A 23,029-nucleotide genomic window follows, 5' to 3' on the forward strand; every position below is an offset into this window, starting at 1 on the left:
TATGACCGAGCAAGGCCAAGCGCCAGAGCCGACAGGCCAAGTTTCCGACGCGGTAAAAGGAAACTGGGTGGATCATTGGGCACCGGTGCGACTGCGCCCCTATTTCCGCCTGTCGCGACTGGATCGCCCGATCGGGACTTGGCTTCTTTTGCTGCCGTGCTGGTGGGCTATTGCGCTTGCCGCGCTCAAGTCGGGACAATTCGGACTTTATGAGCTGTGGATCGGGATCGGCTGCGCGATTGGCGCGACAGTGATGCGCGGTGCGGGCTGCACGTGGAACGACATCACCGACCGCAATATCGACGGCAAGGTCGAGCGCACGCGGTCGCGCCCCATCCCCTCGGGTCAGGTCAGCACGAAGCAAGCCGCTGTCTGGATGATCCTGCAGTGCCTTGTTTCGCTGGGAATTCTGCTCACGTTCAATCGCTCAGCCATCGCGCTGGGTTTTCTGTCGCTCCTGCCCGTTGCGATTTATCCCTTTGCCAAGCGCTTTACGTGGTGGCCGCAGGTCTTTTTGGGAATCGCATTCAACTGGGGCGCCTTGCTTGCCTGGGCCGCAGTCGAGGGGAGCATCGGGATCGAAGCGATCCTGATGTATATCGCAGGTATTTTCTGGACCCTGTTCTATGACACGATCTATGCCCATCAGGACCGCGAGGACGATGCGCTGATCGGCGTCAAATCCACCGCCCGTCTGTTCGGAGAGCAAACCCCTGCGTGGCTGCGCCGATTTCTGATTCTGACGATTCTCTTTTTGGGGGCGGCGACGCTTTTGGCGACGATCGGGCTTTCCGTTCTCGAGCTTGTGATTGCGCTCTGCGGGGTCTGGGCAATGGGTTGGCATCTCATGTGGCAGCTGGTCAAGTTCGATCCGGACAACAATACAACGCTTTTGATGCTGTTTCGGTCGAACCGAGACGCAGGTTTGATCCCTGTGCTGTTTTTTGCCGGTGCTATTTTGGTTTGATTGCGAACTTGGACTTGTCGCCTTACAGAAGGGGACAACCAGAAACAGAACTGGAAGACGATGCGCCTTTCTTCAGTCTTTACCCGTGTCAGTGCATTCGCAGCCGCTGCCGTGCTCTCAGGTGTTGCCGCGCGGGTCGCGGTCGCAACGATCGAGTCCCGTTCGGTGATCGGTGTGCAAGAAGAGCTATTGGATTACGGGCATGATTGGGTCACGGTGATCGGGGACGGCCTTCAGGTCATTCTCGAGGGTCAGGCCCCGAGCGAAGCCGAACGTTTTCGCGCAATTTCACTGTCGGGCCGCGTTGTCGATGCGAGCCGTGTGATCGACAATATGTCCGTGGTCGCGTCCGCAGGTATGATCGCGCCCGATTTCGCCATCGAGATTTTGCGCAATGACAGCGGGGTTTCGCTTATCGGGCTTGTTCCTGCAAGCATGGACCGCGAAGCCTTGGGCAAGCGGATCGCGACTCTGGCCGCCGATGGTGTGGTCTCCGACCTTTTGGAGACGGCGGATTATACGGCGCCCGATGACTGGCGTCCTGCGGTGAACTATGGCCTGCGTGCGCTCGAAATGCTCCCCAGAAGCAAGATTTCGGTTGCCCCCGGCCGTGTGGCGATCACGGCAAGTTCGGATAGTCCCGAGCAAAAGGCGCGACTTGAAACCTTGCTTGCGCAGCAGGTGCCCGATCTCATCGATGTTGCTTTGAACATCACTGCGCCGCGCCCCGTTGTGTCGCCCTATATCACCCGTTTTACGATCGACTCCAAAGGCGCGCATCTTGATGTCTGCACGGCGGACACCCAGGCAACGGTCAACAGGATTAACGAGGCCGCAAAGGAAGCGGGCCTTGCGACTGCGCCCAATTGCGTTCTCGCTCTTGGTGTTCCGTCCAAAACTTGGGGCACCGCCGTGGTCGAGTCGATCAAAGCGGTCAAGGGGCTCGGCTCTGCTACGGTCACGCTTTCGGATGCGGACGTGACCCTGACAGCCGATGAAACTGTGTCGCAAGAACAATTCGATGCCGTGGTCACAGAGCTTCGCGGAAAGCTGCCCGACCTCTTCGCGCTTGAGGCGACATTGACCAAACCCAAGGCCGACACGGACGAAGCCGCCCCCGAAATATCGCTCTCGCTGAGCGAAGAGGGTATGGTGAGCGTGAGCGGCCCGCTCGCGGATGACATGTCATTGGTCACTGCGGAAAATTATGCCAAAGCCCGCTTCGGGGCCGATAACGTCACGCTGACGACCCAGATCGTCGAAGGGCTGCCTTCGGGGTGGTCCGTGCGCGCTCTTACGGGGATCGAAGTTCTGTCCTTCCTATCCTCCGGCACTGTCATCGTCGAACCCGAGACGGTCATCGTGCGCGGCGAGACGGGAAACAGCAGCGCAAGTTCCGAAATCGCGAGTGTTCTTGTGGACAAGCTCGGTCAGGCACAGCGTTTCGACATCGACGTGACCTATGTGGAAAAGCTCGATCCGCTCGCGGGTCTTCCGACCCCCGAAGAATGCGTCGAACAGATCAAGGTTCTGAGCGTCGGTCGCAAGATCACCTTTGATCCGGGCAAGGCGACGATCAGCGCGGACTCGCTCCAGCTTGTTGACGACATTGCCGATATTCTCAGGCTTTGTCTTGATCTCGAGCTTGAAATCGCGGGCTATACCGATAGCCAAGGCCGCGAGGAAATGAACCTCAACCTCAGTCAACAGCGCGCAGAATCCGTTCTGAGCGCCCTGCGTCAGCGCCGCATTCCGACCAGTGCTTTCACGGCCGTCGGGTATGGCGAGGCCGACCCCATTGCGAGCAACGAGACCGAAGAAGGCCGTGAAGCCAATCGCCGCATCGAGTTCCGCCTGATCAAAGACGAGACCGCACAAGAAGACGCCGCGCCCGTCGAAGCCACTGAAGAAGACACGCAAGCGGCGACGGAAACAGCCGGCCAAGACACATCCAACCCCGACGTTGTGATCGGGGATGAAAACCACCCACTCTCGGGCAAAGCGCCGAAAACGCGCCCGGAAAAAAGTGAATAACGCAGGGATTTGACGTGAACAGAACCGAATTCATCATCGCAACCGCGATCATCCTCTTTGTGGCGTTTTCGCTTGGCTGGTTTGCAAGTTGGCTGGTCAACCGTTTTACGCGCGTCACCAAAGCCGAGATCGGAGAGCTGGACCGCATGGCCCAAGCGCTCCACGAGGCGGAAGAAACCCGCGATCAGGCTATTACGTATCTTCAGCAGCGTGAAGCCGAGATCACCAACCAGCTTGCGCAGACCGAGGCCGAGCTTCGGGCGGCGATGGATGGATTGCGTGACGCCCGCCACGAAGCCGAAGAGCTGCGCAGCTATATCGAGCGCAAGAACCTCTAATTCCCCCGAGGGGCAGCCGCACGCCGAAGCCTGTCGTTGATGGCGCGGCCCAACCCCTCGTTCGGGATGGGGGAGACGGCGATTTTGCGGGTGCCGCGATCATCGAAGCGATGGAGGCAATCAAAGAGATTTGCCGCAGCTTCACGCAAATCCCCCGTGGGCGAGAGATTGAAGACTGCGCCTTCGACATCCCCGAACCCTAAGAGTTCCTCATCAGGGGATGGCTGGGTCACATTGAGCCGCACATGGCCTTTGGGGGCATAATGGCTTTCAAGCTGTCCGGGAGCGATCGGAGCCTTGCCGATGACTTCTGCTCCAAGGTGATAGCCGAGCACGCGCTCGATCTCTTCGAAGGGGACCCCGCCTGCACGAAGTGCTGTTGCACGCCCCAAACAGCCGATGATCGTCGACTCGACCCCCACCGACGTATGACCCGCGTCGATCACAGCATCGATCTTGCCGAAAAGTCCGCCAAGAACGTGCTCTGCGGTGGTCGGGCTGATCTTGCCCGAAGGATTGGCCGAAGGCCCCGCCAGCGGCCCGTCGAATTCGGCCAGAAGACCCTGAACCGCCTGACCTGCGGGCACCCGAACGCCCAAGGTTTCAAGACCGGCTGTTACGAGTTTGGAAATGCCTGAATCGGCTCGCAAAGGCAGAACAAGGGTCAAGGCACCCGGCCAGAACGCCTTGGCCAGTTTGAGCGCTTCCTGATCGAAGACACAGTATTTTTGGGCGGCTTCAAGATCTTTGACATGCACGATCAACGGATTGAACGAGGGCCTGCCCTTGGCGTCGAAAATATCGGCGACAGCGGTATCGTTGCGGGCATCTGCCCCAAGCCCGTAGACCGTTTCCGTGGGGAAGGCGACAAGTCCACCGCCAGACAGCACTTTGGCTGCAAGACGAAGACCGTCCGCGTCAGGTTTGAGTGTGACTGTTTGACCCGTTTTCATGACGTGGCGTTCCGGTTGAAGGACAAAGGGGCTTGGTTACGGTGTTCGTGATCAGCAAGAGATATGCGCGGCGGGGGAGGATTCCAACCCGCGAAAAGTGGAGGGGTAAAGTTGTCGTATCAAGCACCTGTCGAAGAATGCCAGTTCATTCTCAACAACATCGTCGGCATTGAAGAGGTCACAAAGACCGAACGCTTCGAAGAGGCCACGCCCGATGTGATCGAGGCGATCCTGAACGAAGCGGGCAAACTTTGCACAGACGTTCTTGCTCCGCTCAACCGCAACGGCGACCTTGACCCCGCTCGACTTGAAAACGGTGTCGTGCGCACATCCAAAGGTTTCGGCGAAGGCTATGCCGCAATCGCCGAGGGCGGTTGGATCGGTATGGCGGCGGATCCCGAATTCGGGGGGATGGGTCTGCCTCTTTCGGTAACGACTGCGGTCAATGATATGATGGCGGGCGCATGCCTTTCGCTCCAGCTTAATCCGCTGATGACCCAAGGCCAGATCGAAGCCTTTGAACACCATGCGAGCGACGAACTCAAAGCTCTCTATCTCCCCAAGCTGATTTCAGGCGAGTGGTGCGGAACAATGAACCTCACCGAACCGCAAGCGGGATCGGATGTCGGGGCGCTTCGGACCAAGGCCGAGCCGAACGGCGACGGCACTTATGCGATCACGGGCCAGAAGATCTATATCACTTGGGCGGACAACGACTTTAGTGAAAACGTCTGTCACCTCGTTCTTGCGCGGCTCCCTGACGGGGTTCCCGGCACCAAGGGCATTTCGCTCTTTATCGTGCCGAAACTGATCCCCAATGCGGACGGAAGCCTTGGGGAGCACAATTCTCTCAAAGTGGTAAGTCTCGAGCACAAGCTCGGTCTGCATGGCTCGCCCACCGCTGTGATGGAATACGCGGGCGCCAAGGGCTGGCTCGTCGGCGCACCCCATGGCGGGATGGCTGCGATGTTCACCATGATGAACAATGCACGTCTCGGGGTCGGCACCCAAGGGATCGGGATTGCCGAAGCCGCCTATCAAAAAGCTCTGGCCTATGCCTTGGACCGCAAGCAGGGACGTGTCGGCGGAACCGGATCGATCGTCGAGCACGCCGACGTCAAGCGCATGCTCGCTACAATGAAGGCCGACACCTTTGTCGCGCGTTCGATCGCTTTTGCCTGCGCGGTTGCCATCGACCTCGGGAATGCAACGGGTGACGCCGCGCACAAGGCGCGCGCCGCGCTTCTCACCCCGATTGCCAAGGCTTTCGGCACCGATGCAGGTCTGGCCATTGCAGAGCTTGGTGTTCAGGTCCACGGCGGCATGGGCTTTATCGAGGACACAGGCGCGGCCCAGTTCTCGCGCGATGTGCGCGTGACCTCTATCTATGAGGGCACAAACGGCATTCAGGCCATGGACCTTGTTGCACGCAAGATGATGGACGGGGGCGATGCGGCCTTTGCCATGATCGATGAAATCGAAGCCTTTGCAGAGTCGGCCCGCAGCACGCAGGGCGCTTTGGCCGAAGCCGTCTGGCAGGCCTCCGAAAACCTGCGCGAAACGACAGAATGGCTTGTCGCGCAAGACGATATGAACGATCGCTTCGCAGGTGCGGTGCCCTATCTCAAGGCCTTTGCCCGCGTTCTCGGCGGTTACTATCACTTGATGGCTGCCCAAAAAGGTGGGACAAGCCGCCAGAAAATCGCAAGGTTCTATATCAACCGTCTTTTGCCCGAGCACAAAAGTCTCTTGGCGCAGGTGCGGGTCGGGAATGGCGATCTTGCAGACCTAACACCGGACGACCTTGTGGCGTGAGCAAGATAAGATACCCCTTTGAAGAGCCTCCAACGCATGAAAATGCGATTGAAATCGCCGAAGGGGTGCTTTGGCTGCGTCTGCCGCTGCCGATGGCGCTCGATCATGTGAATGTCTATGCGCTTGACGATGGAGACAGCTGGACCGTGATCGATACGGGGTTTCGGTCCAAAACCTCTATCAGGCTCTGGCAAGACGTTCTTGCCGGTCCTTTGGGAGGTAAACCCGTTGGCCGAGTCATCCTGACCCACCACCACCCCGATCATGTGGGAATGGCGAGCTTTCTGACCGAGCGGGGCGCAGAGCTTGTCACGACCCGCACGGCCTATCTTTTGACGCGGATGCTAACGGCCGACGAACAGCCGAACTATCCCCGCAAATCGCTTGATCTCTACAAACGCTGGGGTATGGCCGAGGATATACTCAAGGCGCGTGAAACGGAGCGGCCGTTCAATTTCGCCGACTGCGTCGGCCAATTGGACCTTGGCTATACGCGCATTCAGGACGGGGAAACGATTGTCTTCGGGGGGCGCCGCTGGATGGTCCGCACAGGCGACGGTCACGCGCCCGAACACGCCACCTTCTGGAGCCTTGACGATGATCTTGTCATCGGGGGCGACCAACTTTTGCCGAGCATCAGCCCGAATATCGGAGTGCACCCGACAGAGCCGGAGGCAAACCCTCTGGCCGAGTGGCTGGCCTCTTGCGAAAAATTCGTGCCGCTCGCCGAGGATCGGCATTTCGTATTGGGCGGACACAAATTGCCGTTCTTCGGGCTGCCCCTGCGTCTCAAACAGATGATCGAGAACCATCACGGCGCTCTCGATCGACTTGAGGCTTTTCTCGAAACGCCGCGCAAAGGAGGGGAATGCTTTCCCCCGCTGTTCAAACGCGAGATCACTTCGGGGATCTATGGGCTGGCCATTGTCGAGACCATCGCGCACCTGAACTATCTGCATCAAGCAGGCCGCGCGAGGCGTTGGCTTGAGGATGACGGGTCCTATCGCTGGCAGACAAACTAAGGTTGCCACCCCTGATGAAAAAGCTAAGCTTTGGCGCAACCAAGGGGTAGATGATGACCATTCGAGACCAGCACGACCAGATCGAAACATCGGCGGAATATGCGGAAGCCGCCGCGATCCCCATGATCCACGAGGTGCACGCGGACCCCTCGACCGCTGCAGCGTCCGAGGCAAAGCTTCCCCCTGCTCTTATGGAACCCTCGTCGCACAAAAGTCCTGCGCGATGGGCCTATGAGAGAATGATCCTCTATATCCAGAATTTTGAAAAACAGCTCAATTCGGATCAAGAGGTTGCGATGGGCTTTACCGGAAGCAATGCAGGCGTGATCCGCATCGAGGGGCTGGGCTATTTCGACCCCGATATTCTCACCTTCTACGGATCGACCGAAGATGGCGCAAAAACCCAACTGGTCCAGCATGTCAGTCAGCTTAATGTGATGCTGCGTGCGATGCCGACCCAGACTGAAGTGATCGAACCGAACAGGATCGGCTTCAAACTCGCGCGCGACATCGGCATCGAAGAACCCGCGACAAGCTGACCGCCTTTCAAAGGCGTGACAGCGCGGTCTGAATCATCTATTCACCCCGCAACAACGATTTTCCTAAGGGGACAAAAAATGGCTGAACACAAGCACGGCGAAATGGACACCACCGCACAACAGAAAACCTATGACGGTTTCATCACGTTCACGACCCGCGCAGTGATCGCGATCCTCGTGTTCCTCGTCTTTCTTGCTCTGGTCGGCGCATAAGCCAACAGACGTTTTGCGGGGCCTATAATGAACCGGCGTTTTATGATCACCGGGGGCATTGCGGCCCTATCTCTTAGCGGTTGCGGCGGGGCAGAGCCCGTCTGGGCACCCGATGCGCTTGTCGAAAAGATGCGCTATCGACACCCGGGTCCGCCGCAACTCATGCTTTTGACGATGATGAACGTCGGGAGCCGGAACGGGGCGCATACCGGTCTTTTGATCAATGCGCGTGAACGCGTGCTTTTCGATCCTGCAGGATCGTTCAAGCATCCTTCGATCCCCGAGCGCAACGACGTGATCTTCGGCATGAGCCCGCAAATCCTCGATGCCTATATCAGCTACCACTCCCGCGAGACCTATTACACGCTGATCCAAGAGATCGACGTGCCTGCAGAGGTCGCGGAACAAGCCTATGTCCGCGTCCTGAATTACGGTGCGGTGCCCAAGGCGAATTGCACACGTGCCACGTCGACCGTGCTTCGCGAGCTTCCTGGGTTCGAACAGATCAAGGTGTCGTTCTTTCCAGACAAGCTTTCCGACCAGTTCGGGCAAATTCCGGGTGTGAGAAGCCGCACGCACTATGAAACGGATAGCGACGACAAGAGCAAAGCGATGATCGAAATCGCCAAAACTCTTACGACGCCAAACTAAGCACCCATAGACCGCCATAAAACGCTACTGCTCCGCTGATCGCGGCGGGCATGAATGACTTGCGCCACATCCCGACGCCAAGCGTCACACAGGCGGCAAAAAGCCTCAGCGGATCAATCATGCCTTGGGTTGCGGCGGGCCAAAGCACCAAAGGCGCAACCATCCCCGGCAGAACTGCGACTGGCGTATAGCGAAGCGCCTTGAGCACGATCGGCGGGAGTTCTTTGTCGCCCACAAGCCCGAGGAATGAAAAGCGGATCAAAAACGTGCCGATGGCCAAGAGGACGATAACCGTCCAGACCTTTTCTTCTGCGATCATCGCGCCTCTCGCTTTTCCATCCATGTTTCAACCAGAACGCCGACGATCATGGCGCAGAACGCACCGATCAGAACGCCCATTCCCGAGGGTAAATCGGCAAAAAAGAGCGCGACCACGACCGATGTCACCGCGGCTGCGAGATGCGCCAAGGTGCGGAGCATCGGGGCAAAGAGACCGATAAAGGTGATCGGAAGAATAAAATCGAGCCCCCATTCCTGCGGGATCGAGGTCCCGACAAGAACGCCGACAAGCGTCATGATGTACCAGACCGTTGCCAGAGGCGCCGCGACCCCCAGAAAATAGGCGACTTTGGCGGAAATGCTCCAATCGGGCTCGTCCTGGTACTTTGCACTCGATACGGCAAAGGCCTGATCGAAATTCAGATAGGCGACCAAGGCCCTTTGCCAGATCGGGGCCTTGCCCAAATACGGCACAAGCGAAGCGCTATACATCGCCATACGCAGGTTCACCGAGAGCGAAGCCAAAAGGATCAACGGGATCGCCGCGTCTTCGGTCAAAAGCTGGAGCGCTGCAAACTGGGCCGAGCCAGCGATGACAAGAAAAGAAAAGCCCAAAGCGGCTTCGATCGAAAGGCCAGCTTGATTGGCGAGCACGCCGAACAGAACGGCAAAGGGCAGCAGCACCAGAATGAAAGGTGACCCGTTCTTGGCCCCCATAATGGCCGCAGATTTAGGTGTCATATCCGACATATAGAGCCTCTGGCAAAGTTTTGCTCGTCTGTGCTTTTTTCACTGGACCGCGTCACATGCAAGCCGCATCAATGACCCCGAACGGGGGCTGAATGAATATCAAGCGCGGCATCTACGAGCACGAAAGAGAACGGGTTGCCGAGCTTTTTCTCGATGGCTTCGACCAACAGCTTGGCGGGATATTCGGGCCTCGACCGCGCGCCCTTGCCTTTATCGCCCGATCCCTGAGGACCGATTTTGCGATTTGTGTCCGCGACGAAAACGGGACCATCGTCGGCGTGGCAGGATATCACAGCCCGTCGGGTGCCCTTTTGGCGTTTGACTATCGTTCTTTGATGACCGAGTTCGGCCTCTTTGGCGGGGCGCTTCGCATGGTCCGACTGGCGTGGATGGATCACAAAGCCCATCCCACCAATTTTGCGATCGAAGGCATTTGCGTCGACAAGGCCCTCCGCAACCGCGGGATCGGTTCGTGGATCATCGAGGCACTGGCCCAAGAAGCAAGGGCGCAGGGCTGCCCTGCATTGAGCCTCAAGGTTCTGAAAACGAATGTAGCCGCGATCAGGCTCTATGAAAACCGCGGGTTCGTTGCTTGGACGCCGCACAGATCGTCGCTCTTTCCCGATCTCGAGCGCTCGACGCTTATGGTGCGATATCTGACTTAGTCGAAGGCGCCCGTCACGCGCCCCAGAAGCATAAAGGCGCGGGCTGTGCGGGTCTCGGCAAGAGCCATGAGGTCTTCGTCGGTGGCTTCGGCTTCGAGCGCGACGAGCGTCTTGTCGAAGCGGCGAAGGAAATGGTGCGCGGCATCGCGAAAGATCGTATCTTCGCGCATCCGGCCTGCTGTCAAAGCAAGCGAAGAGCGATCCCGAATGCCGCCCAGCGCCGCAACCGAACGGCCGCGTTCGCCATTGGCAAACCGCCGCCAAACCTCGGGACGCGCGAGATCGGGACGCATGTCGTCCATATAGATTCCATCCTGACTCAGGAGCGTCAGAACGTCCTGACTTGCCTGAACAAGCTGTCGGGCATTGCGGTCACGAAGCGCCTTGCGCAATGCGGAAAAACCCACCTCGTCCTGTTCGGTGTCGGGGAAGTTCAGCGCGCGGATCAGATCGGCACGGCTGAGCGGTGGGAGCGTATCCTCGACATTGGTGCCCAGCGCGAGCGAGGGCTGATCATCACTTTGGGCAGGAGGTTGCGCAACGAGCGGTGCGCGAGGCGTATTACGCGATGTCGTAAAGGTCGCAAGCGCGGTCTCGGTCTTGCGGGCTGCGCGCGCGATTTCGTCGAGTTTTTTCTCGACGGTGGGCTGGAGGTTTTCGGTCTGACGCGACTGACGATCATTCACATAGGTTTGACGCAAAGCATCGATTGCAACGTGAAGCCGCTGCGCCTCTTCTCGCATGATGCGGGAAGACCGCGCGGCAAAGGCCGCGACCCAAAAGAGAGCAACGGGCAGGAAGATCACGAAAAGCGTCGTGGCAAAGCCCGCGCTTTCGTCCGTCCCGAAGAGGAAATAAACCGCAGAGCCCAAGAGCCAAAGCACACCAAGCCCCCCGGCGACGATCTCGGCGGCGGACATGGATTGGGGCTCTTGCGGCGTGGGGCCGGATTTCTTGGACGCGTTCAACGAACAACCCGTTGGCTAGACTGCGGCGCGAGGCCGGTTTCAGAGGAACGAAATTTTCAGGATCTCATAGGCGCGATCACCACCCGGAGTGCGCACTTCGACGCTGTCGCCGACGTCCTTGCCGATCAGGGCACGGGCAAGGGGCGATTTGATGTTCAGCTTGCCGTTTTCGATGTCGGCTTCGTATTCGCCGACGATCTGATAGGTCTTTTCCTCGTCGGTGTCTTCATCGACAAGTTCAACAGTCGCGCCGAATTTGATCGTGCCGCCGAGCTTGCTCGGATCGATGACCTCGGCCAGCGAAATGACGCCTTCGAGTTCCTTGATACGGCCCTCGATAAAGGACTGCTTTTCCTTGGCCGAATGGTATTCGGCGTTCTCGGAGAGATCGCCATGCTCGCGGGCTTCGGAAATCGCGCTGATGATTGCGGGGCGCTCAACAGTTTTGAGATGCTTGAGTTCTGCTTCAAGCTTTTCAAAACCGGCGCGTGTCAGCGGGATCTTTTCCATAGTGCGGCTCCGTGGACCTTCTTCGTGTTATCGTCAGTCCATAACGTATCGCTGAGGAGGAAAGTCAAGTCTCTGAACCCAGTGGACGCGATGCCGCAGCCAGAAACCTGCAAATTCCGCTATAAAGTTTTGCCTATCGTCGCCAGATGTTAAATTTACGTCGTGTCCTGATTGCCCCTCTCTTTTGCATGGGGTAATCCATGACGAAATATTGTTACTCAAGACGCCCCCGAGGCGAAGCATAAGGAATACGCCATGACTGCTATCGAACGCGAAGCAATGGAATATGACGTAGTCATCGTCGGTGCGGGCCCTGCGGGGCTATCTGCCGCTATTCGCCTCAAGCAACTTGATGCCGATCTCAATGTCGTTGTTCTTGAAAAGGGTTCGGAAGTCGGGGCGCACATCCTTTCGGGTGCCGTTCTGGACACATCGGGCCTCTCCCGCCTCATGCCCGATTGGAAAGCAAAAGGCGCCCCGATCAAAACCGAAGTCAACGAAGACAACTTCTACTTCCTCGGAGAAGCAGGCGGCATCCGCATTCCGAATTTCGCCATGCCACCGCTAATGAACAACCACGGCAATTACATTGTTTCGATGGGCAATGTGTGTCGCTGGATGGCGGAACAAGCCGAAGCTCTCGGAGTCGAGATTTTCCCAGGCATGTCCTGCTCCGAGTTGGTCTATGGTGAAAACGGCGAAGTCAAAGGCGTGGTCGCCGGTGAATTCGGCAAGAACGCGGACGGCACCGCAGGTGACGGATACGAACCGGGCATGGAGCTTCACGGTAAATACGTGTTCCTGTCCGAAGGCGTGCGCGGCTCGCTCTCCAAAGAAGTCTTGGCGAAATACGACCTTGTCAAAGGCCATTGCAGCCAGAAGTTCGGCATCGGCATGAAGGAAATCTGGGAGATCGATCCCGCCAAGCACAAAGAGGGCACCGTCACCCACACGATGGGCTGGCCGCTCGGTTCGAACGCGGGCGGCGGATCGTTCATCTATCACCTCGAGAACAATCAGGTTTATGTCGGTTTCGTCGTTCACCTCAACTACAAGAACCCACATCTCTATCCCTATATGGAATTCCAGCGGTTCAAGCATCATCCGATGGTCGCCGAGCTGCTCAAGGGTGGCAAGCGCGTGGCTTATGGTGCCCGCGCGATATCCGAAGGCGGCTGGCAGTCGATCCCGCAGACCGCCTTCCCCGGTGGTGCGCTGCTCGGCTGTTCCGCTGGTCTCGTGAACGTGCCCCGCATCAAGGGCAACCACAACGCGATGCATTCGGGCATCGAAGCTGCAGAAGCGGCCTACAAGGCGATCAGCGCAGGCCGTTCGGGCGACACCCTGACCGAATATGATACCGCGCTGCGCGAAGGCGTTGTCGGCAAGGATCTCAAGAAGGTGCGCAACGTCAAACCGCTCTGGTCAAAGCTCGGTCTTTTGGGCGGCCTTGCGGTCGGTGGGCTGGATATGTGGACCAACACGCTGGGCTTCTCGTTCCTTGGAACGCTGCGCCACGGCAAATCCGATGCCGCCGCCACCGAGGAAGCGTCGAAGCATCCGAAAATCGACTATCCCAAGCCCGACGGCACTCTGTCCTTCGATCGTCTCACCAACGTTTCGTTCGCGATGACGAACCACGAGGAAAGCCAGCCCTGCCACCTTCGTCTCAAAGATCAGTCGGTGCCGATTTCGGTCAACCTTCCCAAATATGACGAACCCGCCCAGCGCTATTGCCCCGCTGGGGTCTATGAAGTTCTCGAAGGCGAAAACGGTCCGCGGTTCCAGATCAATTTCCAGAACTGTGTCCACTGCAAAACCTGCGATATCAAAGACCCGAGCCAGAACATCAACTGGACGGTCCCGCAGGGGGGCGACGGACCCAACTACCCGAATATGTAAGTCAAAAGGGGCCTTCGGGCCCCTTCACTTTTGCGGGAAGCGGCCCGTTCCCCCTCGGCAGAGATTGCCCCTCCTGCGCTGCGGCGCTAGGTTAGGCGCAACACTTGCCCCAAGGACAGCTCTGTGCCCAAAAGACTTACCCGCGCAATTGCGCTTTGTGTTTCGACCCTGCCGCTTCTGAGTTCTGTGGCCTATGCCGAAGGTGGACTTGGTGCCTATCTCGCAGCGCGTCAGGCGAATTTCGACCGCGACTTCCTTGCATCGGCCGAATACTTCGAACGGGCTTTGGAGAATGCACCCGACAATCTCGGGATGCTCGACAGCACGGTCTATACCTATGTTTCGCTCGGTGCGTTCGAAGCCGCCATTCCGCACGCCCAACGGCTTCGCGATCTTGAGATCAACAGTCAGGTGGGCAATCTAGCTTTTCTGGTTAATGACGCAAAGAATGAGGCGTGGGACGATGTCTTGGCGGATTTGTCTGATGGCCAAGAGATCAGCCCGCTGATCGACGAAATCGCGAGGGCTTGGGCGATTTTCGGTCAGGGACAGGTCACCGAAGCACTCGCTGCCTTTGACGCGGCGGCGCAAAGCGCGGGAATGACCCATTTCGCGCTTTACAACAAAGCCTTGGCATTGGCCTCGGTGGGGGATTTCGAAGGCGCGGATGCGCTGTTGTCCGACGACAGCAACAAGAGCATCCAGCAAACCCGTCGTGGCACGATTGCCCATTCGCAAATTTTGAGCCAGCTCGGGCGTAACCAAGACGCGCTTGACCTCTTGAACCAAGCCTTCGGCGGTGAATTCGACGCGTCGGTCCAAAGCCTCGTCGATGCATTGGCAAGCGGTGAGCGGGTTCCCTACTCTCTTGCTTCTGGGCCAAAAGAGGGATTGGCGGAGCTTCTTTTCACAGCCGCAAGCGTGATGGCGGGCGAAGCCGATCCGACCTACACCATTCTCTTTGCACGTGGGGCGACTGCGCTTTATCCGAACCACATCGAAGCACTTATGCTGACGGGCAACCTTTACGAGGGGATGGGGCTTTATGATCTTGCGAACGATACATACGCGCTTGTCCCACAGGATGATCCGGCTTTTGTAGACGCCGAGTTGGCCCGCGCAGATGCGCTCCAACGCGCGGACCGTCTGGAAGCGGCAACCGAAGTCCTCCAATCCTTGGCCCGCAATTATCCCGATCTTGCTGCCGCCCACGCCTCATTGGGGGATGTGCTCCGCCGCCGCGAGCTGATGCGCGAGGCCAAGCCCGCCTATGAACGCGCGCTCGAGCTTTATGTCCAAGACAACATCCGCTGGTACACGCACTATATGCTCGGGATTGTGAACCATGATCTGGACCTATGGCCCGAGGCAGAAGCACATTTCCGCGCCGCGCTCGAAATTGTGCCAACGCATCCCTCGATCCTCAACTACCTTGGCTATTCGCTGGTCGAGCGTGGTGAAAAGCTTGATGAAGCGCTCGAGATGATCATCACTGCAGTGCAGATCGAACCCGAAAACGGTGCCATCGTCGACAGTCTGGGTTGGGTCCAGTTCCAGCTTGGCAAATATGAGGATGCGATCGTCCAGATGGAACGCGCAGCCGAACTTGAACCTGTCGACCCGATCGTAAATGATCACCTAGGCGATGCTCTTTGGGCCGTTGGTCGCAAAAACGAGGCGAGCTTCCAATGGAAACGCGCACTTTCCTTTGGTCCGACCGAAGAAGACGCTGCGCGGATCAGAAGAAAGCTTGAAGTCGGGCTCGACAAGGTGCGTGAAGAAGAGGGAGCCGCACCGCTCTATCCTTCCGTTGACTAGCATCACGCGTCTCGCCCCTGCCAAGATCAATCTCGCTCTGCATGTCACGGGCAAGCGATCGGACGGGTATCATCTTCTTGATAGTCTTGTCGTCTTTGCCGACCGTGGCGATGTATTGACGTTCGAAGACGCCGAAGATCTGTCCCTGAGTGTAGACGGTCCCTTTTGCGAGGGCGTGCCGACGGACGAGCGCAACCTCGTCCTCAAAGTGGCAAAGATGCTTCGGCCCGAGGGCAAAGGAGCGCGTATCCATCTTACCAAGATGCTGCCCCACGGCGGAGGGATCGGCGGCGGGTCGTCCGATGCTGCGGCTACGGCGCGAGGTCTGGCCGATCTCTGGGGTATAGAGCCGCCAACGAGCGAAACGCTTTTGCGCATCGGTGCGGACGTTCCCGTCTGTGCACATGCTCCCCAGTCGATGTTCATGCGCGGGATCGGTGAAGTTCTCGAGCCGGCGCCCGAACTTCCTCGGCTCTGGTGTCTTTTGGTCAACCCGATGGCCCATGTGCCGACACGAGACGTGTTCAAGCATCTTTCGGACCACCACAGCACCGACAACGCGCCGCTCGCTCCGATGCGCTCTGATTTCATCGCTTGGCTGAAAGAACAGCGCAACGATCTAAGGCCGAGCACCTGCGCACTTGTCCCTGCGGTAGGAGCGCTCCTTGACGCGCTGCGCGCGACCAAGGCACTCCATAGTGATATGTCGGGGTCAGGGAGCACCTGTTGGGCGCTCTTTGAAACGCAAAAGGCCGCAGAAGAGACTGCGGCCCTGTTTCATGGGACATTCTGGACGCTGGTAACGCCTATCGGCGGTTAGTTGATCCGCGCGACAACGTAATCGGTGATATCCGCCAGCATATCACGGATCTCGTGATGCGGGAGGATGTCGAGCTGAGCCTTGGCGGTATCTGCCCATTTCAACGCCTCGACACGGGTCTCTTCCAAAGCGCCGTGACGCTTGAGGATTTCAAGCGCCTGCTCGAGATCGCCGTTCTCTTGCTTGCCTTTTTCGATGGTCCGCACCCAGAACGCGCGTTCGGTCTCGTCCGCCTTGGCGATGCCTTTGATAAATGGAAGCGTGAGCTTGCGCTCGCGGAAGTCGTCACCGATGTTCTTGCCCGTGGCTTCGGTGCCGCCGAGATCGAGAAGATCATCCACCGTCTGGAATGCGATCCCGAGGGCATCGCCAAAGCGGTAAAGCGCATTATTATGTGTTTCGTCCGCGCCTGAAATAACGCCCCCGACCTGAGTTGCGGCCGAGAAAAGGGCCGCTGTCTTGCCGCGCACGACCTTGAGATAGGTCTCTTCCGTCGTGGCAAGGTTCCGCGCGGCGGTCAGCTGAAGCACTTCGCCTTCGGCAATGGTGGCGGACGCATTCGCGAGGATGTTGAGCACTCGAAGCGAGCCCGTTTCCACCATCAATTGGAACGACCGCGAAAAGAGATAGTCGCCGACAAGAACCGACGAGGTGTTGTCCCACAACAGGTTCGCAGTGGGGCGGCCACGACGTTGTTCGCTCTCGTCCACGACATCGTCATGCAAAAGCGTTGCCGTGTGGATCAGCTCGACCGTTGCAGCGAGATGGATGTGAAAGGGTCCTTCGTAGCCGCAGAGTTTCGCAGCCGCCAAGGTGAGCATGGGGCGCAGGCGCTTGCCGCCCGCTTCGACCAGATGCGCCGTAACCTCGGGGATGCGCGGGGCATGCTCGGAGGCCATCCGCAGGCGGATCATCTGGTTCACAGCTTCCATTTCGTCAGCCAGCGCACGCGCTAGCTTTTCATGGGGCTTGGTTGCAGCGGCATCCAGACTCATGCGGTTTTGCTCCGGCTTGTTATTGGCAAAGACCACAGACGGCCTTAGGTCTAATTCTATGAAAGAGCTTTTGCGCACAAACGATCCGACTGTCATCGCCTATGCCAAGTTACTCTTGGACGGGGAGGGTATAGACTGCTTCGAGTTTGACGTAAATATGAGCATCCTCGATGGAAGCATCGGCATATTGCCGCGCCGTCTTGTTGTGCACGAGGACGACTATGACGACGCGCGGGTTATTCTCATCGACAATGAGTTGATGCACGACCAATGACCGAGCCGACCCGCGATGACTTCCTAGGTGGCAAATTGAGCCTTCTGCAACCGAAGGCCGGGTATCGTGCTGGGGTCGATCCTGTACTGCTTGCAGCCTCTGTGCCTGCGGAAAAGGGTGATACGGTTCTCGAGCTGGGCTGCGGTGCGGGGGCGGCAAGCCTGTGCCTCTCGGCGCGGGTCGAAGGGCTTGCCCTGACGGGTGTCGAAATCCAGCCGCTCTACGCGGAGCTATGCAGACAGAATGCCGTTCATAACCGCGCCAGAATGGATGTCGTCGAAGCGGACCTGACCCATCTTCCCGCTCAGATCCGCAACACGAGTTTTGACCATGTCATCATGAACCCGCCCTATTACGACAGGAGCGCGAGCACGCGGGCAAACGATCAAGGGCGTGATATGGCACTGGGCGGGGATACGGCATTGCAGGACTGGATCGAAGTTGGCGCAAAGAGACTTAGACCCAAGGGGTATTTCACGCTTATTCAAAGGATGGACAGGCTGCCCGAAACGCTTGCCACTGCAGATCGCGTCCTCGGGTCGATCACGGTTCTTCCGATACAGGCCCGTGTCGGCCGACCTTCGGGGCTTTTCATTCTGCAAGCCCGCAAAAACGGACGCGCTGCCTTTCGGATGTTGGCTCCCCTGATTCTCCACCGCGGGGATGTCCACGGACAGGATGGGGAAAGCTATACGGCGCAAGTGTCGGCCATTTTACGCGATGGCGCACATTTGAGCTTGGAAGCGTGAGGCGACTCGATTCATTTGGAGAAAATGAGCCGAAAGCAGCCAATTGCTGCAGCGCAACGTGACAGAAATATGAAAGCGTGCTCCACTCAAACTGTCCACAACGAAAGGAGTACGACTATGAGCCTAAGTTCGCATATCGAGGAACTTCGGAAAAAGCATCAAAGTCTCTCGAATGCTGTCGAAGATGCAATGAAACATCCCGCCTTTGATGATCAGGAAGTGGCACGTCTCAAGAAGCAGAAACTCCAACTCAAGCAAGAAATTACAAGGTTGACGGCGCACTGAGAGCGCCTCCCTTCCCTAAACGAGAAAAGGGCCGATCGCATTGATCGGCCCTTTGCTTTTGAAGTTAGCGTTGATCAGACGAAATACTGGCCGCCGTTCGCGGTAATGGTCGAGCCGGTGATAAAACCCGCTTCGTCAGAGGCAAGGAAAACCACGCAGCGCGCAATTTCTTCGGCTTCGCCAAGACGTCCGACAGGGATCTGGCCGATAATCGACTCGCGCACTTTTTCCGGAACAGCCATCACCATTTCGGTGGCGATATAGCCGGGGCAAATCGCGTTCACGGTGATACCTGCGCGCGCGCCTTCCTGAGCAAGAGCTTTGGTGAAGCCGAGATCGCCCGCTTTGGCCGCAGAATAGTTGGCTTGGCCGAATTGACCCTTTTGGCCATTGATCGACGAGATCGAGATAATGCGGCCGAATTTACGTTCGCGCATTCCGGGCCAAATCGGGTGGGTCATGTTGAAGAGACCCGAAAGGTTGGTATCCATGACCTCCTGCCACTGTTCGCGGGTCATTTTGTGGAACGGAGCATCGCGCGTGATACCCGCGTTGTTGACGAGAACGTCGATCGGACCCAGATCAGCCTCGACCTTTGCGATCCCTGCGGCGCATTCATCATAGTCGGCAACGTTCCACTTGTAGGTTTTGATGCCCGTTTCGGCCGTAAACGCCGCAGCTTTTTCGTCATTGCCGGCATATGTCGCAGCAACGGTATACCCCGCATCTTTCAGCGCTTTGGAAATTGCTGCGCCGATTCCGCGGCTACCACCGGTGACGAGTGCGATTCTGGACATATGTGTTCCTCCAACCAGAAATGTTCTTGTAACTCTATTACCCAAATTAATTCTATTGCGCAATATTATTACTCTGTCGTTTTGTCGCACTGCAGCATGCAGGCACGCGACAATGGTCGTATTATGGCGGAGCAAACTGATAAATCTAATGTTATTTTGATTGCTGCAGCAGCAGTCGGAGACGGACCCGTTTTTCTGCACGCGCAAAGAAAACGGGCGCGACAAATGCCGCGCCCGCTCCGAAAACTTCAAAAGGATTTAGGGGCGCTCAACGCAAAGCGCTACACCCATGCCGCCACCGATGCACAGCGTTGCAAGGCCGCGCTTGGCGTTGCGACGCTTCATTTCGAAAAGCAGAGTGTTGAGGATACGGCAGCCCGAAGCGCCGATCGGGTGACCGATGGCGATCGCACCACCGTTGACGTTCACGATCGACGGATCCCAACCCAGTTCTTTGTTCACCGCGCAGGCCTGAGCGGCGAATGCCTCGTTCGCTTCGACCAGATCAAGATCGTTGACGGACCAGCCCGCTTTTTCGAGGGCCTTGCGCGAGGCCATGATCGGACCTGCACCCATGATCGACGGATCGAGGCCAGCGGTGGCATAAGACGCAATGCGGGCGAGCGGTTCAATCCCGCGGCGCTCGGCTTCATCAGCAGACATCAGCAGCGTGGCCGCAGCACCGTCATTCAGACCCGAAGCGTTAGCAGCAGTCACAGACCCATCTTTGGTGAAGGCAGGGCGCAGCTTTTGCATCGCGTCGATCGTAGCGCCGTGGCGGATGTATTCATCGCTATCTACAATGAGGTCGCCCTTGCGGGTCGAAATGGTAAAGGGAGCGATTTCATCGGCGAACTTGCCCGCCTTTTGTGCGGCTTCTGCTTTGTTCTGGGAGGCCACGGCGAATTCGTCCTGCATATCGCGGGTGATATCCCAACGCTCGGCGACGTTTTCGGCGGTCTGCCCCATGTGATAGTTGTTGAAGGCATCCCAAAGGCCATCGCGGATCATGGTATCGACCATCTTCATGTCGCCCATCTTCTGGCCTGCGCGCAGATAGGCGGCGTGCATGGCGAGGGACATGTTTTCCTGCCCGCCGGCGGCAACGATCGACGCATCACCGAGTTGAATATGCTGGGCGCCCAGCGCAACAGCACGCAGACCCGAACCGCAAACCTGATTGATACCCCAAGCCGCAGCTTCGATCGGAAGACCGGCGTGGATATGCGCCTGACGTGCGGGGTTCTGCCCCTGACCTGCGGTCAAAACCTGACCGAGAATGGTTTCGCTGACTTCGGCCGGATCGATACCCGCGCGTGCAACGACTTCTTTCAGCACAGCCGCGCCAAGCTCGTGGGCGGGCGTATTTGCGAAAGAGCCAAGAAAGCTACCGACAGCAGTGCGGGCAGCAGATGCGATTACGACGTTGGTCATTAAGAACCTCCCTCTGGAATTTTGCAGATGCGAAAACATTTCTGCGACTGCACATTGTTTAGGGGTTCCCTCGCATTTGAGCAATAAAATTTCGCTGTGACGTTTGCTCACACAACTAAAGCACAAGTTTCAGAGCTGAAGTCGCGGAACACCGAAATGATAGCCTTGAAGACAATGGACCCCCAATTCCTGAAGTATTGCGGTTTCCCGCTCGTTTTCAACGCCTTCTGCAACGGCGAACATTTCAAACTGTTTGGCGACGGCGACCAGCGCCTCGGTCAGGACCTGATTTTCGGGATTTTGATCGATATTATGGATGAAACAGCGATCAATCTTGACCAGATCGAAGAAGAAATCCTTGAGATGTTTGAACGCCGTCATCCCTCCACCGAAGTGATCGAGCGCGAAACTGACGCCCAAAGGCTGCATCTCGGCCATAAAACGGATGAGAACCTCGTGCAGAAGCATGGCGGAAGATTCGCTGATCTCGAGAATGAGACGATCCGCAACCTGAGGCGCGCGCGCCAATCCGTCGTCCAGTGTGCGCCGCCATTTTCCGTCCGCCATAGAGCGCGCGGACATGTTGATCGAGAGCCGCAAATTCGGATACCGGCTGAGCGTTGCGATTCCCAAGCGAAGCGAAGCGCAATCGATCTCGCGGCCCAAATCATGTTCTTCGATATAGGGCATGAATTGTTTCGCAGGAATAATGCGCCCCATATCGTCGCGGACCCGTATCAACCCCTCGTAAAACGCGATGCGATCGGTGGCCTCGGCCGTTACGATCGGCTGGAACGCAAGTTGCGCATTCTGGGCGGCAAGCGCATTTCCGACGATCGAAAGCACATCCTGATCGCGTGCAGCGATCGCTTCTTTAAGCGGATCACTGGTTCCGAGATCAAATTTCTCGACCGCTTGCATGACTAACCCCTCTTTTGTCTCAAGGGCATTGATGCGCGTGCTTCGCTAAAGCAGAGTAAAGAAATGGAAATTGAATAAAGTTGAAACCATTATGTGCGAACGCTGCGGCTGGGCCGGCCCTGAACAAATCTATTTCGAGTATCACGACACCGAATGGGGCGTGCCCGAATACGACAGCCGCGCGCTTTATGAAAAGCTGATCCTCGACGGGTTTCAGGCGGGGCTAAGCTGGATCACCATTTTGAAGAAACGCGAAGGTTTTCGCGCGGCATTTCAGGGGTTTGACCCTTATGTCATTGCGACATGGACTGAGGCCGACGTTACGCGGCTTTTGTCGGACAGCGGAATCGTACGCCATCGCGGCAAAATCGAAGCCGCGATTTCCAACGCAAAGGCATGGATCAAAATCGAAGAAACGCAGGGCTTTTCGAATTTCCTTTGGTCCTATGTGGACCACAAACCGCTTCAGCCCAACCGAGCCACGCTCCGCGATGTTCCCGCCCAGACAGAGTTGTCAGTGACCATCTCCAAAGATCTCAAGAAAGCAGGGTTCAAGTTCTGTGGTCCGACGATCGTCTATGCCTTTATGCAGGCGGTCGGCATGGTGAATGACCACGTGGTGACCTGTCCGCGCCATGCACCGCTTACCAGCGGCTAAGGGCATCCTCGTCCTCGTCACGGGCCTCGACCCATGAATCGCCAGAGGCCGTGCGTTCTTTTTTCCAAAAAGGCGCACGCGACTTGAGATAATCCATAAGGAATTCTGCGGCTTGGAACGCATCGACGCGGTGACGTGAAGCAGTCGCGACCATCATGATCTGATCACCCGCTCCGAGCTGTCCGTAACGGTGGATGACAAGCGCACCCGCAAGGCTCCAACGTGTCGTTGCTTCATCAACGATCTTGGAAATCGCCTTTTCCGTCATCCCGGGATAGTGCTCGATCAACATCTCGGCGAGTTTGCCTTCGACATCGCGCACAACGCCCGTAAACGAGACGACGGCGCCAGCACCCTGAACCGACCGCGTAAAGCTGTTGAGTTCGAGACCCGGATCAAAAGTTTCCTCTTGGACCCGAACCGTCATTCGCCACCTGTCATCGGCGGGAAGAATGCGACCTCTCTCACGCCCGACAATGGGGCGTCGAAATCACTCAGTTCCTGATCAAGCGCCACGCGAAGGGCACGGATGTCTTCGAAGGCAAATTGATATTCTTCGCCGCGTGCGCGCAATTCCTCGATCAGGTCGTTCACTGTTGCGGCATCAGTTTCGATGGTGTCGCGCGGCACTCCGATCCGTTCCCGAACCCAAGCAAAATAAAGAACATCCAT

At 57.6% G+C, this 23,029-nt stretch carries 27 protein-coding genes; 16 read left to right on the forward strand and 11 right to left on the reverse strand.

What is annotated here, in order from left to right; translation table 11 throughout:
* Nucleotide 1: 1 nt before the first annotated feature.
* From ubiA to QQG91_RS12900, 3 genes are read left to right on the forward strand one after another with little or no spacing between them, the layout of a single operon-like run.
* On the forward strand, nt 2–967 hold the full coding sequence (gene ubiA, locus QQG91_RS12890) for a 4-hydroxybenzoate octaprenyltransferase (RefSeq protein WP_285770631.1): 966 nt from the start codon (nt 2–4) through the stop codon (nt 965–967).
* 60 nt (nt 968–1,027) lie between these two features.
* A complete protein-coding gene (locus tag QQG91_RS12895) occupies nt 1,028–3,001 on the forward strand; it encodes an OmpA family protein (protein ID WP_285770632.1) in 1,974 nt (657 codons plus the stop codon).
* A 14-nt stretch (nt 3,002–3,015) separates the two neighbouring features.
* Entirely contained in the window at nt 3,016–3,339 is a 324-nt protein-coding gene (locus QQG91_RS12900) for a hypothetical protein (RefSeq protein WP_285770633.1), read from the forward strand.
* Here QQG91_RS12900 and QQG91_RS12905 read toward each other — a convergent pair.
* The gene (locus tag QQG91_RS12905; RefSeq protein WP_285770634.1) at nt 3,336–4,292 is read right to left on the reverse strand and encodes an L-threonylcarbamoyladenylate synthase; all 957 of its coding nucleotides are present in this window, start codon (nt 4,290–4,292) and stop codon (nt 3,336–3,338) included. The genes QQG91_RS12900 and QQG91_RS12905 overlap by 4 nt on opposite strands.
* Nucleotides 4,293–4,403: 111 nt before the next feature.
* Between QQG91_RS12905 and QQG91_RS12910 the strand changes: the two genes are divergently transcribed.
* From QQG91_RS12910 to QQG91_RS12930, 5 genes are all read left to right on the forward strand, one after another.
* Complete coding sequence (locus QQG91_RS12910) at nt 4,404–6,107, forward strand: acyl-CoA dehydrogenase (RefSeq protein WP_285770635.1); 1,704 nt, start codon at nt 4,404–4,406, stop codon at nt 6,105–6,107.
* Nucleotides 6,104–7,129, forward strand: coding sequence for an MBL fold metallo-hydrolase (locus QQG91_RS12915; protein ID WP_285770636.1), 1,026 nt, complete (start codon nt 6,104–6,106; stop codon nt 7,127–7,129). Before QQG91_RS12910 ends, QQG91_RS12915 begins: the two co-directional genes overlap by 4 nt.
* Before the next feature lie 53 nt (nt 7,130–7,182).
* On the forward strand, nt 7,183–7,668 hold the full coding sequence (locus QQG91_RS12920; RefSeq protein WP_285770637.1) for a DUF6173 family protein: 486 nt from the start codon (nt 7,183–7,185) through the stop codon (nt 7,666–7,668).
* A gap of 78 nt (nt 7,669–7,746) precedes the next feature.
* Nucleotides 7,747–7,881 carry an aa3-type cytochrome c oxidase subunit IV gene (locus tag QQG91_RS12925; protein WP_285770638.1) on the forward strand — a complete coding sequence of 45 codons (135 nt, stop codon included), beginning with the start codon at nt 7,747–7,749 and terminating at the stop codon, nt 7,879–7,881.
* A 27-nt stretch (nt 7,882–7,908) separates the two neighbouring features.
* The gene (locus tag QQG91_RS12930) at nt 7,909–8,532 is read left to right on the forward strand and encodes a hypothetical protein (protein WP_285770639.1); all 624 of its coding nucleotides are present in this window, start codon (nt 7,909–7,911) and stop codon (nt 8,530–8,532) included.
* Here the strand turns inward: QQG91_RS12930 and QQG91_RS12935 are convergent.
* Nucleotides 8,516–8,851: an AzlD domain-containing protein gene (locus QQG91_RS12935; RefSeq protein ID WP_285770640.1), complete on the reverse strand. Its 336-nt coding sequence runs from the start codon at nt 8,849–8,851 to the stop codon at nt 8,516–8,518. The genes QQG91_RS12930 and QQG91_RS12935 overlap by 17 nt on opposite strands.
* Complete coding sequence (locus tag QQG91_RS12940) at nt 8,848–9,552, reverse strand: AzlC family ABC transporter permease (protein WP_352232104.1); 705 nt, start codon at nt 9,550–9,552, stop codon at nt 8,848–8,850. The genes QQG91_RS12935 and QQG91_RS12940 overlap by 4 nt, the downstream gene beginning before the upstream one ends.
* Nucleotides 9,553–9,653: 101 nt before the next feature.
* Here QQG91_RS12940 and QQG91_RS12945 point away from each other — a divergent pair, with 101 nt between their 5' ends.
* Complete coding sequence (locus QQG91_RS12945) at nt 9,654–10,226, forward strand: GNAT family N-acetyltransferase (protein WP_285770642.1); 573 nt, start codon at nt 9,654–9,656, stop codon at nt 10,224–10,226.
* On the opposite strand, the gene QQG91_RS12950 is transcribed toward QQG91_RS12945, so the two are convergent.
* Nucleotides 10,223–11,146 (reverse strand): hypothetical protein, encoded by a 924-nt coding sequence (locus QQG91_RS12950; protein ID WP_285772356.1) that lies wholly within the window; start codon nt 11,144–11,146, stop codon nt 10,223–10,225. The genes QQG91_RS12945 and QQG91_RS12950 overlap by 4 nt on opposite strands.
* A gap of 87 nt (nt 11,147–11,233) precedes the next feature.
* Complete coding sequence (gene greA, locus QQG91_RS12955; RefSeq protein WP_285770643.1) at nt 11,234–11,704, reverse strand: transcription elongation factor GreA; 471 nt, start codon at nt 11,702–11,704, stop codon at nt 11,234–11,236.
* A gap of 255 nt (nt 11,705–11,959) precedes the next feature.
* Between greA and QQG91_RS12960 the strand changes: the two genes are divergently transcribed.
* The 3 genes from QQG91_RS12960 (at nt 11,960) to QQG91_RS12970 (ending at nt 16,244) form a co-directional block, all read left to right on the forward strand.
* Nucleotides 11,960–13,606 (forward strand): electron transfer flavoprotein-ubiquinone oxidoreductase, encoded by a 1,647-nt coding sequence (locus QQG91_RS12960; protein ID WP_285770644.1) that lies wholly within the window; start codon nt 11,960–11,962, stop codon nt 13,604–13,606.
* Nucleotides 13,607–13,729: 123 nt separating this feature from the next.
* Nucleotides 13,730–15,424 (forward strand): tetratricopeptide repeat protein, encoded by a 1,695-nt coding sequence (locus QQG91_RS12965; protein WP_285770645.1) that lies wholly within the window; start codon nt 13,730–13,732, stop codon nt 15,422–15,424.
* The gene (locus QQG91_RS12970) at nt 15,417–16,244 is read left to right on the forward strand and encodes a 4-(cytidine 5'-diphospho)-2-C-methyl-D-erythritol kinase (protein ID WP_285770646.1); all 828 of its coding nucleotides are present in this window, start codon (nt 15,417–15,419) and stop codon (nt 16,242–16,244) included. The genes QQG91_RS12965 and QQG91_RS12970 overlap by 8 nt, the downstream gene beginning before the upstream one ends.
* Here QQG91_RS12970 and QQG91_RS12975 read toward each other — a convergent pair.
* Complete coding sequence (locus QQG91_RS12975) at nt 16,241–17,239, reverse strand: polyprenyl synthetase family protein (protein ID WP_285770647.1); 999 nt, start codon at nt 17,237–17,239, stop codon at nt 16,241–16,243. The two genes, QQG91_RS12970 and QQG91_RS12975, sit on opposite strands and share 4 nt — an antisense overlap.
* A 58-nt stretch (nt 17,240–17,297) precedes the next feature.
* On the opposite strand from QQG91_RS12975, the gene QQG91_RS12980 reads away from it, so the two are divergent.
* The 3 genes from QQG91_RS12980 (at nt 17,298) to QQG91_RS12990 (ending at nt 18,547) form a co-directional block, all read left to right on the forward strand.
* A complete protein-coding gene (locus tag QQG91_RS12980; protein ID WP_285770648.1) occupies nt 17,298–17,513 on the forward strand; it encodes a putative signal transducing protein in 216 nt (71 codons plus the stop codon).
* Nucleotides 17,510–18,262, forward strand: coding sequence for a tRNA1(Val) (adenine(37)-N6)-methyltransferase (locus QQG91_RS12985; protein ID WP_285770649.1), 753 nt, complete (start codon nt 17,510–17,512; stop codon nt 18,260–18,262). The genes QQG91_RS12980 and QQG91_RS12985 overlap by 4 nt, the downstream gene beginning before the upstream one ends.
* Nucleotides 18,263–18,379: 117 nt before the next feature.
* Complete coding sequence (locus QQG91_RS12990; RefSeq protein ID WP_285770650.1) at nt 18,380–18,547, forward strand: YdcH family protein; 168 nt, start codon at nt 18,380–18,382, stop codon at nt 18,545–18,547.
* Nucleotides 18,548–18,621: 74 nt separating this feature from the next.
* Here QQG91_RS12990 and QQG91_RS12995 read toward each other — a convergent pair whose 3' ends face one another.
* From QQG91_RS12995 to QQG91_RS13005, 3 genes are all read right to left on the reverse strand, one after another.
* Nucleotides 18,622–19,344, reverse strand: a complete 723-nt coding sequence (locus QQG91_RS12995) for a beta-ketoacyl-ACP reductase (RefSeq protein WP_285770651.1) — start codon at nt 19,342–19,344, stop codon at nt 18,622–18,624.
* 258 nt (nt 19,345–19,602) lie between these two features.
* Entirely contained in the window at nt 19,603–20,778 is a 1,176-nt protein-coding gene (locus tag QQG91_RS13000; RefSeq protein WP_285770652.1) for an acetyl-CoA C-acetyltransferase, read from the reverse strand.
* 129 nt (nt 20,779–20,907) lie between these two features.
* Nucleotides 20,908–21,699, reverse strand: a complete 792-nt coding sequence (locus tag QQG91_RS13005) for an EAL domain-containing protein (protein WP_285770653.1) — start codon at nt 21,697–21,699, stop codon at nt 20,908–20,910.
* 91 nt (nt 21,700–21,790) lie between these two features.
* Between QQG91_RS13005 and QQG91_RS13010 the strand changes: the two genes are divergently transcribed.
* The gene (locus QQG91_RS13010) at nt 21,791–22,357 is read left to right on the forward strand and encodes a DNA-3-methyladenine glycosylase I (protein WP_285770654.1); all 567 of its coding nucleotides are present in this window, start codon (nt 21,791–21,793) and stop codon (nt 22,355–22,357) included.
* On the opposite strand, the gene QQG91_RS13015 is transcribed toward QQG91_RS13010, so the two are convergent.
* On the reverse strand, nt 22,344–22,784 hold the full coding sequence (locus QQG91_RS13015) for a molybdenum cofactor biosynthesis protein MoaE (protein ID WP_285770655.1): 441 nt from the start codon (nt 22,782–22,784) through the stop codon (nt 22,344–22,346). The two genes, QQG91_RS13010 and QQG91_RS13015, sit on opposite strands and share 14 nt — an antisense overlap.
* Complete coding sequence (moaD, locus tag QQG91_RS13020) at nt 22,781–23,029, reverse strand: molybdopterin converting factor subunit 1 (protein WP_285770656.1); 249 nt, start codon at nt 23,027–23,029, stop codon at nt 22,781–22,783. The genes QQG91_RS13015 and moaD overlap by 4 nt, the downstream gene beginning before the upstream one ends.

The organism is Marivivens sp. LCG002, from assembly GCF_030264275.1.
In the GTDB taxonomy this organism is placed as follows: domain Bacteria; phylum Pseudomonadota; class Alphaproteobacteria; order Rhodobacterales; family Rhodobacteraceae; genus Marivivens.